This window comes from Streptomyces sp. NPDC051976, assembly GCF_040680795.1.
In the GTDB taxonomy this organism is placed as follows: Bacteria; Actinomycetota; Actinomycetes; order Streptomycetales; family Streptomycetaceae; genus Actinacidiphila.
The window spans coordinates 136,992-147,880 of the sequence record NZ_JBFAXL010000021.1; the positions used below are offsets into that span (position 1 = coordinate 136,992).

The window sequence follows — 10,889 nt, forward strand, 5'->3', positions numbered from 1 at the left end:
GTCCGCCTCCCTCCGCGTCCGTCCCGCTCGCCGCTCACCGGTACTCCGACAGCCGTCGCCCGATACCGAGCGCCGCGCCCGCGGCGGCCAGCACCGCGAGCAGCCCCGCGCCCTCGGGCAGCAGCGACAGCGCGCCGCGCCCGCTGTCGGCCGCCTTCTGGAACTCGTGCTGCTCCTGGACGACCGCCTTCTCCAGGTTGGCGTCCACCACGTCGAAGCACTGCCCTGTCCACTCGGTGACGGTCTTGCCGCTGCTGTCCTTGCCGCCGATCACCTCGGCGACGGCGGTGGTGTAGTCACCGTTGTTGTCGCTGGTGCGGGCCGTCTCGTGGCGGCCGCGCCACGCCTGCACGCCCTTGATCGCGGCGTTCACCGGGGTACGGCCCGCGGTGTTGTCGGCCAGCGCGAGCGCCTGCTGCATCTCGCCGCCCACGCCCTTGGGGTCGGTGCCCGCCAGCGCGTTCATGCCGTTGCTGAAGTTCGTCTCGTAGGTGGCGCCCGAACCGCGGGCCACCAGCGTCAGGTTCTCGTCGCCGCGGGCCTGCAGCACCGCGATCCGCGCGTTGTTGAGCACCTGCATCGACCGCGCGCCGTGCGCGTAGGAGTCGTCGAGCTGGGTGCGGGCCACGGTGTGCCCGACCACCAGCCACAGCAGGACCACCGCGGAGGCGGCGCTGGCCGCCAGCATGCCCTGGTTGAACACCCGGTTGGTGCGGCGGTAGTGCCGCCGCTGCGCCCACACCAGGCCGCCCAGCGCGAGCAGGCCGAGCGCCCAGGCGGCGTAGGGCAGCGCCTTGGCGTCGGAGTAGTCGTGGCCGAGGCGGGCGGTCTCGGTCTTGTAGAGCCGGTTGGCCGCGTCGAGCAGGCCGCCGGGCTTGCGCATCTGGTCGTTGGCGTACCGCAGATAGGCGCCGCCCAGCGGCAGGCCCTGCCGGTTGTCGGCCTGCGCGGTGGCCACCAGCCGCGTGTAGTAGGGCAGTTGTTCGTTGAGCGAGGAGATGTCGGCGGCGGCCTCGGCCGAACCCTGGGTGTTCGCCGCGGCCTTGGTGATCAGACCGGCGGCTGTGGTGATGTCCTTCTGGTAGCGGTCGGCGACCGCCCGCGGCTCCTGGCCGCCGACGAGGAAGCCGCCCGCGACGGTGGCGTCCGCGTCCGCCAGCGAGCGGTAGATCTCCGCGGCGTCGGCGCTCAGCGGCGCGCTGTGGTGCACCACGTTGCCCGCGGCGGTGGTCCGGTCGGTGATCTGCCAGGCGGTGACCGCGCCGAACGCGACGACCAGCAGGGCCAGTACGGCGCCGATGATCCGCAGCCGTCCCGGTTCTGTCGTGGCCGCTGCCCTCAGCCGGTCGGTCTGCTCGGCCAAGGCGCGGCGCCGGTGGGGACCGCCGGCGGGCGGCGGCGGAGGTGGCGGCGGCGCGGACCGCGGAGCGGGTACCCCCGCCTGGCCGTGCGCCATCGGGACCCCGCTCCCTGTCGGCGTCTGCGTCACTCACCCTCCCCCGGACCGACCGCCGCGTCCGCGGAAGTCACGTTCTCAGCCAGCAGTATGGCCGCAGCCGACGTCATCCACCTAGCCGACCGGTGGATCTTGCCCGCGGAACCACCCGCCCCCTACACCCCCTCACGCACGAATCGCCCGTTCGGTTCCGTTTCGGCGCTGCAGGGACGGCCGCCGCCCGCCGTCCCTGGGCGGGGCGGCGGGCGGCTCGGCGGTGGCACCCGGGCGGCGCGCGGCGGCGGGCGCGCGCGGCGCGGGCTTACGCGTAGTGGGCGCGCAGCGCGAGATGCGCCTCCGGGGGCGCCCCGATCCGGTCGAGGCCCAGCAGCGCGGCGCCCAACACCGGTGGCGCGGTGACCACATGGGCCCGCGCCTTGGGGGCGCGGACCGTCAGCCGGTCGGTGAGGGCGTCCATCAGATACGGGTTGCGGGCCGCCATCACCCCGCCGCCCAGCACCACGTCGGCCTCCTCGTCGAGCAGGTCGAGACGCCCGAGCGCCACCGTGGCCAGCGCCACGATCTCGTCGGCCTGCTGGTCGAGGATGGACCTGGCCACCGGGTCGCCCAGGTCCGAGGTGGCGAACAGCACGGGCGTCAGCTCGTACTTGCGGGCCGCCGGAATCGTTTCCAGGTGCAGTGCCTCGATGAGCGCGTACATCGAGGCGAGCCCGAAGTGCGCGGGCAGCGTGGTGGCCAGGGCCGTCGGGCCGCCCCGGCCGTCCTCGGCACGGGCGGCGTGCCACAGGGCCTCCTCCGCAAGGCCCGAACCCCCGCCCCAGTCACCGGAGATCTTGCCGAGCGCGGGGAACCGCGCGGTCCTGCCGTCCGGCAGCATCCCGACGCAGTTGATGCCCGCGCCGCACACCACCGCCACGCCCTTGGGCGCGTCGACACCGGCCCGCAGTATCGCGAAGGTGTCGTTGGCGACATGCGTGGAGCGGGCCCAGCCGCGCTCGTGCACCGCCGCTTCGAGCTGCTCCTCCTCGACCGGCAGATCGGCGTTGGCCAGACAGGCCGAGGTGTGCTCGGCCAGCGGCCGTCCGGCGCCGGCGCCGGACGGGTAGCCGGGGAAGCCGGCGTTGGCCGCCGCGCGCTCCACGATGCGCGCCACGGCGTCGACGGCCGCCCCGACACCGACGATCGGCGGCTGGAACCCGCCGCCGCGGGCGGCGCCGAGCACCGTCCCGTCGGCGGCGACCAGCGCCACGTCGGTCTTGCTGTTGCCCGCGTCGACGGCGAGGACGCCGCCGGGTACGAGCGGGGCCTGGGGATCTTCCCCGGGCCGGGGGCGGGGGGCGGATGTCAGGCCCACGCGAGGTGCTCCCGGTTGTGCGCGATGAGGCTGTCGGTGAGCGGCTCGGCGTACTCGTACTGGCCGATCAGCGGGTGCGACAGCAGGGCCTTGAACACCCGGTCCCGGCCGCCGCGCAGCGCGGCTTCCAGGGCGAGGTCCTCGTAGGCCGTGACATGGGCGATCAGACCCGCGTACAGCGGGTCGAGCGGCGCGACGGGCAGCGGCTTGGTGCCACTGGCGTCCACCACCGCCGGGACCTCGATGACGGCGTCGTCGGCGAGGAAGGGCAGGGTGCCGTTGTTGTACGTGTTGACGACCTGGACGTCCCCGGTGTCGCGCAGCAGCGACGACGCCAGGGCCACCGCCGCCTCGGAGTAGAAGGCGCCGCCGCGCTTGGCCAGCAGCTCCGGCTTCTCGTCGAGCGCCGGGTCGCCGTACATCTCCAGCAGCTTCTTCTCCATCGCGGCGACCTCGGAGGCCCGCGACGGGCTGGTCTTCAGCTCGCGCACCACCTCGTCGTGCGCGTAGTAGTAGCGCAGGTAGTACGACGGGACGACGCCGAGCCGGTCGACGATCTCGCGCGGCAGGTGCAGGTCGGCGGAGATCGCGTCACCGTGCTCGGCCAGCAGCTTGGGCAGCACGTCCTCGCCCTGCGGGCCGCCGATACGCACGCCCCGCTCCCAGGTGAGGTGGTTGAGGCCGACGTGGTCGAGGTGGATCTGCTCGGGCGCCAGGTCCAGCAGGGCGGCGAACTTCCGCTGGAAGCCGATCGCCACGTTGCACAGCCCGACGGTCCGGTGCCCGGCCTGCAGCAGGGCGCGGGTGACGATGCCCACCGGGTTGGTGAAGTCGATGATCCACGCCTCGGGCGCCACCCGGCGGACCCGCTCGGCGATGTCGAGAACGACAGGGACCGTACGCAGCGCCTTGGCGAGGCCGCCCGCGCCGGTGGTCTCCTGGCCGACGCAGCCGCACTCCAGCGGCCACGTCTCGTCCTGGTTGCGCGCGGCCTGGCCGCCGATCCGCAGCTGCAGCAGCACCGCGTCGGCGCCCGCCACGCCCGACTCCAGGTCGGCGGTGGTGGTGATGGTGCCCGGGTGGCCCTGCTTGGCGAAGATTCGCCGGGCCAGCCCGCCGACCAGCTCCAGCCGGTCCGCGGCCGGGTCGACCAGCACCAGTTCCTCGATGGGCAGGGTGTCGCGCAACCGCGCGAACCCGTCGATGAGTTCGGGGGTGTACGTGGACCCGCCGCCCACGACTGCCAGTTTCATCCCTTGACTCCCGTCAGGGTCACGCCTTCGATGAAGGCCTTTTGCGCGAAGAAGAAGACGATGATCACCGGGGCCATCACGAGCACGGTGGCCGCCATGGTGAGGTTCCAGTTGGTGTGGTGGGCGCCCTTGAAGGACTCCAGGCCGTAACTCAGTGTCCAGGCGGCCTTGTTGGAGGAGGCGTAGATCTGCGGCCCGAAGTAGTCGTTCCAGCAGTAGAAGAACTGGAAGAGCGCCACAGCGGCGATCGCTGGCTTGATCATCGGCACGATGACGGTGAGCAGGGTGCGCACCTCGCCGCAGCCGTCGACCCTGGCGGCCTCCGTGTACTCCTTGGGGATGGTCAGCAGGAACTGCCGCAGCAGGAAGATGGTGAACGCGTCACCGAAGGCCATCGGGATGATCAGCGGCCACAGGGTGCCGTCCAGGCCGAGCTGCTTGGCCCAGAACAGGTACATCGGGATGATGATCACCTGGGGCGGCAGCATCATCGTCGAGATGACCAGCATCATGATCACGTTGCGGCCGCGGAAGCGGAACTTGGCCAGCGCGTACGCCACCGGGAGCGACGACACGACGGTCAGCACGGTGCCGACGACCGCGTAGATCAGGGTGTTGCGCCACCAGGTGAGGAAGCCGTCGGTGTCCCAGACGGTCCTGAAGTTGGACCAGACCCAGTGGTGCGGCCACAGGTCGCGGGTGAGCGCCTGGTTGTCGCTCATCACCGACGTCAGGAAGACGAAGACGAACGGCAGCACGAAGAACGCGGCCGCGGCGATGCCGAGGGAGTGCACCGCGATCCAGTGCAGGGTCCGCTTGCGCTGGGCCGCGCGCCGGGCGCGCGGGTCGAGCCGGCCGGTCGCGGCGACGGGTGACGGCGGGGCGAGAGTCGCATGTGTCATGGGGATCAGTCCTCTGCCGACAGGAAGCCGTTGCGGCGGCGCATCAGCAGCGCCGTGAAGGCCATCGCCAGCACGAAGAGCACCAGGGCGACGACGCACGCGGAGCCGTAGTCGAACCGCTGGAAGCCCAGGTTGTAGACGAGCTGGGGGAGGGTCAGGGTCGACTTGTCGGGGTAGCCGGGCTCGAACTGCTGGCCCGAGTTGCCGATGATGCCGGAGGCGACCTTCCCCGCGACCAGTGGCTGCGTGTAGTACTGCATGGTCTGGATCACCCCGGTGACCACCGCGAACATCACGATCGGCGAGATGTTCGGCAGCGTCACGAAGCGGAACCGGGCCCAGGCGCCCGCGCCGTCCAGCTCGGCGGCCTCGTACTGGTCCTTCGGCACGTCCAGCAGGGCGGCCATGAAGATCACCATCAGGTCGCCGATGCCCCACACCGCGAGGATCGTCAGCGCGGGCTTGGACCACACCGGGTCGGTGAACCAGCCGGGCGTCGGGATGCCGATGCCGCCCAGGATGTGGTTGACCGGGCCGGTGCCGGGGTTGAGCAGGAAGACGAACGCCATGGTGGCGGCGACCGGCGGGGCCAGGTACGGCAGGTAGAACGCCGTACGGAACAGGCCCGCGCCCGTCTTGATCTTCGTGATCAGCAGCCCGATCCCGAGCCCGAAGAGCACCCGCAGCGTCACCATCACCACGACCAGCCACAGCGTGTTGCGCAGGGCGGGCCAGAACAGCGGGTAGTCGTTGAAGACGTAGTTCCAGTTCTTGCCGCCCGACCACGTGGGCGAGTTGAACCCGTCGTAGTGCATGAACGAGAAGTAGAGGGTGGAGATCAGCGGGTAGGCGAAGAAGACGGTGAACCCGATGATCCAGGGGGACAGGAAGGCGAGGTTGCGCAGCGCCGCCTTGCGGCGCTTGGCCTTCAGCAGGGGGTGGACGGCGGCGCTCATCACTTGGCCTGCGCGATGTCCTTGTCGACCTGCGAGTCGACACCCTGGAGACCGGTGGAGAGGTCCTTGGACTTGCCGGACTCGTAGGCGTAGCCGAAGTCCTGCAGGGTCACCTGGTACGCGCCGCCGTTGATGCTCGGCGGGGTGGTGGTGCTGTTGGCGTTCTGCGCGATGTCGATGAACGTCTTGAAGCCGGGGTCCTTGTCCAGGTTCGGCGACTTCAGCGCGGCGAAGGTGGACGGCACGTTGTGGATCGCGTTGGCGAAGGAGACGACCGCGTCGGTGTCGGTGGTCATGAACTTCACCAGTTCCCAGGCCGCGTTCTTCTTGGCGCTGGTGTTGGCGATGCCGATGACGGTGCCGGACAGGTAGCCCTTGCCGTAGGTGCTCGCCTGGTCGTCGGGGACCGGGAAGGGCGCCACACCGAGGTCGTTCATCCCGGCGTCCTTGGCCATGCCCAGCCGCCACTCGCCGTCTATGCCCATCGAGACCTGGCCGGTGTGCAGCGGGTTCTTGGCGCCGAACTCGTCACCGAAGGTGTTGCGGTACTTCTCCAGCTTGCTGAAGCCGCCGAGCGCCTTGACCATGTCCTGCTGCCAGTTGAACATCGCCGCGAAGCCCGGGTCCTTGGCCGTCTGCGACTTGCCCGCGGCGTCGAAGTACTTCACGCCCCACTGCGCGGCGAAGTGGCCGGGGGTGGACTCGTAGCCGTGGAAGTTCGGCATGAAGCCGAGCTGGGAGTACGAGTCGCCCTTGGCCTTGGTGAGCTTGACCGCGTCGGCCTTGAACTCCGAGAGGGTCTTCGGCGGGGCGCTGATCCCGGCCGCGGTGAACGCCTTCTTGTTGTAGTACAGGCCGTACGCGTCACCCAGCAGCGGCAGCGTGCAGCGCTTGCCCTCGAACTGGGTGTACTCGAGCATCGGCTTGGGGAAGGTGGCCGCGGTGTCGATCTTGTCCTTGGCGAGGAAGGGCGCGAGGTCGGCGAAGGCGTTGGACGAGCAGAACTTGCCCACGTTGTCCGTGGTGAAGGACGACACGACGTCGGGGGCGTTGTCACCGCCGGCGCGCAGCGCCTGGTTGATCTTGTCGTCGGTGATGTTGCCCTGCACCTTGACGTGGATGTTCGGGTGCGCCTTCTCGAATCTGGCGACGTTGTCGTTGATCGCCTTGAGTTCGTTCGGCGCGGTCCAGCCGTGCCAGAAGGTGATGGTGACGTTCTTGGTGGCGTCGTCGTTGGCCTTGGTGGAGCTCTGACCGGTACACGCGCTCGCGAACAGGGACATCGCGGCGGTGGCCGCTACGGCGGCGGCTGCCTTCGTCAGACGGGACACTGCGCTTCCTCCGGGCTGTTTTCGGGTGTGCGGGACCACCGGAGCGGCGCGGAGTGCCGGTCCGTGAGGTGTGGGGACTGGGGGTTGTGGGCTCTGGGGTCGGGGTCAGCGCGAGGTGTCGAACACCTCGTCGCGTGTGGTGGCCAGGGCGCTCTCCAGCGCCCCGCTCAGTACGGGGTGCTCCTGGACGGTGCCGAGCACCAGCCGGGGCCTGGGGACGGCCAGTTCGGCCAGTTCCGACTGGATCAGGGCCCGCAGCGGCTCGCCGCCGGCCACCGTCACGTCGCCGGACAGCACGATCAGCTCCGGGTCGAGCACGGCCACCAGCGAGGCCAGACCGACCGCCGTACCGGTGGCGCAGCGCGCCAGCAGCTCGGCGTGCGGCCCGTCCTCCTCACCGCGCTCATGGCGCTCGGCGGCGTCGGAGAGCAGTGCCGCGGCGGCTTCCTGGAGGGTGCCGGACGGGGCCTGGAGGCCGAGTTCACCGGCGATCCGCAACACCGCGTTGCAGCCCGCCAGTTCCTGGAAGCCACCGTTGTTGGCCTTGGTGACGTTGCGTACCAGCGGTGTGCCGGGCACCGGCAGGAAGCCGACCTCGCCCGCGCCGCCGGTCCAGCCGCGGTGCAGCCGGCCGCCGATGACGATGGCGGCGCCGATGCCCTCCTCGTTCCACAGGAGTACGAAGTCGCCGTGCTCCCTGGCCGCGCCGATCCGCTGTTCTGCGACCGCGGCGAGGTTCACGTCGTTGTCGTACTCCAGCGGCATCGGGAGCGCGGCGGCCAGCTCGTCCAGCAGCGACGGCGTATGCCAGCCGGGCAGGTGGCTCGCGTACCGCAGCCGTCCGGTGCTGGGGTCGAAGGCGCCGGGGGTGCCGATCACGATCCGGTGCAGGTCCGATCGGTTGAGCCCGGCGGCCTTGGCGGCGCCGTCCACCGCCTGGACGACCTGCTCCACCGCGTTGCCCGCGGCGCGCCGCCGCGGGGTGAGCAGCTTGAAGGTGCCGACGGTACGTCCGGTGATGTCGGCGACCGCGGCCCTGATCCGCTCGGAGTTGACGTCCAGGCCCGCCACGTACGCGGCGGCCGGATTGACCGAGTAGAGCTGTGCGTTGGGGCCGGGGCGGCCGGCGGTGGTGCCGGTCGCCTGTACCAGCCCCGCGGCTTCGAGGCGCGCGAGCAGCTGCGACGCGGTGGGCTTGGACAGCCCCGTCAGCTTGCCGATCCGGGTGCGGGAGAGCGTGCCGTGCTCCAGCAGGAGGTCCAGAGCGGCGCGATCGTTCATGGCGCGCAGTACGCGCGGCGTTCCAGGGGTGCCAGCCATGCGCGCCATCCTCCCTTAGATCACTGTTAGGAAAGTTTCCTATTGGCAAAACGAAAGGTAGGCCCGCCATTGGTGGAGCGTCAAGGGGGGTCGACGGCAGGACGGCCAAGTCGTTACCAACGGATGAAATCGGCCCCTGGCGCGAAACGCGCGCCAGGGGCCGTGGAAGAGCCGGGGTGAGGCGGTGGAACCGCCGTCCGTGCGGTGAGCTGCGGCGGGACGGGTGGGGCGGGGGGTACGAGTGGGGCGCGACCCCGGGACTACTGCTGCTCGCCGCTCGCCGGTGCCGGGACGGACGGGGGAGCGGTCGTCGCGGGTTCGCCCGGTTGGCCGACCGGATGGCCGGGAGCCCCCTCCGGCACGTCCGCCTCGCTCACCGTCGCCACCGGCGCGCCGCCGGTGATCACGATGCCCGCCTGGTCGAACGCGCGTTTGATCCGCCAGCGCAGCTCGCGGCCCACCCCCGCGGCCTGCCCCGGCATCGTCTTGGCCTGCGCCTGGATGACCACGAAGTCCGCGTTGACCGACTCCAGGCCGAGCACCCGCACCGGCTCCCAGAGCTGCTCGTCCCACGGGTCGTCCTTCGCCATCTCCTCGGCCGCCTCGGCGATCACCCGCCGGGCCCGCTCCAGATCCTCGCCGGAGCCGACCTGCACGTCCACCACCGCGGTGGCCCAACCCTGGCTGAGGTTGCCGATCCGCTTGACCTCGCCGTTGCGGACGTACCAGATCTCGCCGTTGTCGCCGCGGAGCTTGGTCACCCGCAGCCCGACCTCGATCACCGTGCCGGAGGCCACACCCGCGTCGATCACGTCGCCGACGCCGTACTGGTCCTCCAGGATCATGAAGACCCCGGACAGGAAGTCCGTCACCAGGTTCCGGGCGCCGAAACCGATCGCGACGCCCGCCACCCCGGCGCTGGCCAGCAGCGGAGCCAGATTGATCTGCAGCACCGACAGGACGGTCAGCGCCGCCGTGCCCAGGATCAGGAAGGAGGCGATGCTGCGCAGCACCGACCCGATCGCCTCGCTGCGCTGCTTGCGCCGCTCGGCGTTGACCAGCAGCCCGCCCAGCGCGGTGTTGGCCGCGGCCTCGGCGCCCCGGTTCATCCGGTCGATCAACCGGCTCAGCGTCCGCCGCACGACCGTCCGCAGCACCACCGCTATGGCCAGGATCAGCAGGATCCGCAGCCCCGCGTTGAGCCAGGACGCCCAGTTCTCCTCGACCCAGCCACTGGCCTGGGCGACGGACGACCGGTGCGCCTCGGCGAGAACGACGGCGGAAAGGGGTGGCGCGGTGGACACTGCGGGAACCTCCGTGGTCACTACGAAGCCTCCACAGTAACCGGGGACCGATGCCGTTCCGTTGCCGTGCGGGAGGGGCGAAGGGCGTAAACACGGGGGACGAAAAAAGAGTGTGGTCCAAAACACCTTCGGTCCGTTACCTGGGCATGGTGGCGCCATGTCCCGTCTTCCGGAGAGACTGAGACAGATCGTCCCGGCGCGAGCCACGCGCCGCCGGCGTTAAAGGAGGCATCCGTGCCGCATGTCCTGGTCCTGAACGCGTCGTACGAGCCGCTCGGCGTCGTACCGCTCCGCCGCGCGCTCGTCCTCGTGCTGAACAGCAAGGCCGTATGCCTCGAGGAATCCGGCGCCTATCTGCACAGCGAGACCCAGGCGCTGCCCGCGCCGAGTGTCGTGAAACTCACCAAATTCGTGCGAGTCCCCTTTCGGGGCACCGTGCCCCTGACCCGCCGTGCACTCTTCGCCCGTGACGGCGGCAAGTGCGCGTACTGCGGAGCCGCCGCAACCAGCGTCGACCACGTCATTCCGCGCAGCCGGGGCGGTCAGCACGCCTGGGAGAACGTGGTGGCCGCCTGCAGACGCTGCAACCACGTCAAGGCCGACCGCCATGTCGCCGAGCTCGGCTGGCGGCTGCGGCACCAACCCGCCCCGCCCTCCGGTCTCGCCTGGCGCATCATCGGGACCGGGCATAGGGACCCGCGCTGGCTGCCATACCTGCAGCCGTTCGGCGCGGACGACGCCCTGGCCCGGATCGACGGCATCTCAGCCTGAGACCGGGCTTTCGTGTGTCCGGGGTGCCCCGCCGCCTCCGGCGGGGCACCCCGGCCCCTACGCCCCCGGGCACGCCCGTAGTGCCCCGTTAGGGGCGCGGGGAAGCGCGCTGCGCTTGCGGTGGTCCAGGCACCGGTCGTGCCCCGTTAGGGGCGCGGGGAACTGCGCGGCCCGCCCCCACCGGGCCGGTGGTCGGGAAACAACGCGTCTGCCCCATTGGGGCCGGTGGTGACCTGCAGCCA

9 protein-coding genes are annotated in these 10,889 nt (G+C 70.9%); 1 reads left to right on the forward strand and 8 read right to left on the reverse strand.

Annotated features, from left to right (window positions below; translation table 11 throughout):
• Positions 1 to 34: 34 nt before the first annotated feature.
• From AB0M29_RS21780 to AB0M29_RS21815, 8 genes are all read right to left on the reverse strand, one after another.
• The gene (locus AB0M29_RS21780; protein ID WP_365384854.1) at positions 35 to 1,363 is read right to left on the reverse strand and encodes a hypothetical protein; all 1,329 of its coding nucleotides are present in this window, start codon (positions 1,361 to 1,363) and stop codon (positions 35 to 37) included.
• A gap of 394 nt (positions 1,364 to 1,757) precedes the next feature.
• A complete protein-coding gene (locus AB0M29_RS21785) occupies positions 1,758 to 2,804 on the reverse strand; it encodes a BadF/BadG/BcrA/BcrD ATPase family protein (protein WP_365384890.1) in 1,047 nt (348 codons plus the stop codon).
• Positions 2,801 to 4,063: a 6-phospho-beta-glucosidase gene (locus tag AB0M29_RS21790; protein WP_365384856.1), complete on the reverse strand. Its 1,263-nt coding sequence runs from the start codon at positions 4,061 to 4,063 to the stop codon at positions 2,801 to 2,803. The genes AB0M29_RS21785 and AB0M29_RS21790 overlap by 4 nt, the downstream gene beginning before the upstream one ends.
• On the reverse strand, positions 4,060 to 4,965 hold the full coding sequence (locus AB0M29_RS21795) for a carbohydrate ABC transporter permease (RefSeq protein ID WP_365384858.1): 906 nt from the start codon (positions 4,963 to 4,965) through the stop codon (positions 4,060 to 4,062). The genes AB0M29_RS21790 and AB0M29_RS21795 overlap by 4 nt, the downstream gene beginning before the upstream one ends.
• A 5-nt stretch (positions 4,966 to 4,970) precedes the next feature.
• Positions 4,971 to 5,921 carry a sugar ABC transporter permease gene (locus AB0M29_RS21800; RefSeq protein ID WP_365384860.1) on the reverse strand — a complete coding sequence of 317 codons (951 nt, stop codon included), beginning with the start codon at positions 5,919 to 5,921 and terminating at the stop codon, positions 4,971 to 4,973.
• Positions 5,921 to 7,204, reverse strand: a complete 1,284-nt coding sequence (locus tag AB0M29_RS21805) for an ABC transporter substrate-binding protein (protein WP_365384892.1) — start codon at positions 7,202 to 7,204, stop codon at positions 5,921 to 5,923. The genes AB0M29_RS21800 and AB0M29_RS21805 overlap by 1 nt, the downstream gene beginning before the upstream one ends.
• Positions 7,205 to 7,357: 153 nt before the next feature.
• A complete protein-coding gene (locus AB0M29_RS21810) occupies positions 7,358 to 8,581 on the reverse strand; it encodes an ROK family transcriptional regulator (protein WP_365384862.1) in 1,224 nt (407 codons plus the stop codon).
• 251 nt (positions 8,582 to 8,832) lie between these two features.
• Positions 8,833 to 9,897 (reverse strand): mechanosensitive ion channel family protein, encoded by a 1,065-nt coding sequence (locus AB0M29_RS21815; protein WP_365384864.1) that lies wholly within the window; start codon positions 9,895 to 9,897, stop codon positions 8,833 to 8,835.
• A gap of 213 nt (positions 9,898 to 10,110) precedes the next feature.
• On the opposite strand from AB0M29_RS21815, the gene AB0M29_RS21820 reads away from it, so the two are divergent.
• Entirely contained in the window at positions 10,111 to 10,647 is a 537-nt protein-coding gene (locus tag AB0M29_RS21820; RefSeq protein ID WP_365384866.1) for an HNH endonuclease, read from the forward strand.
• The last annotated feature ends 242 nt before the right edge of the window (positions 10,648 to 10,889 follow it).

Bases quoted from the DNA above. Each gene is read 5' to 3' on its own strand.
- AB0M29_RS21790 (WP_365384856.1), bottom strand. From the start codon at position 4,063: ATGAAACTGGCAGTCGTGGGCGGCGGGTCCACGTACACCCCCGAACTC.
- AB0M29_RS21795 (WP_365384858.1), bottom strand. From the start codon at position 4,965: ATGACACATGCGACTCTCGCCCCGCCGTCACCCGTCGCCGCGACCGGC.
- AB0M29_RS21800 (WP_365384860.1), bottom strand. From the start codon at position 5,921: ATGAGCGCCGCCGTCCACCCCCTGCTGAAGGCCAAGCGCCGCAAGGCG.
- AB0M29_RS21805 (WP_365384892.1), bottom strand. From the start codon at position 7,204: ATGTCCCTGTTCGCGAGCGCGTGTACCGGTCAGAGCTCCACCAAGGCC.
- AB0M29_RS21810 (WP_365384862.1), bottom strand. From the start codon at position 8,581: ATGGCGCGCATGGCTGGCACCCCTGGAACGCCGCGCGTACTGCGCGCC.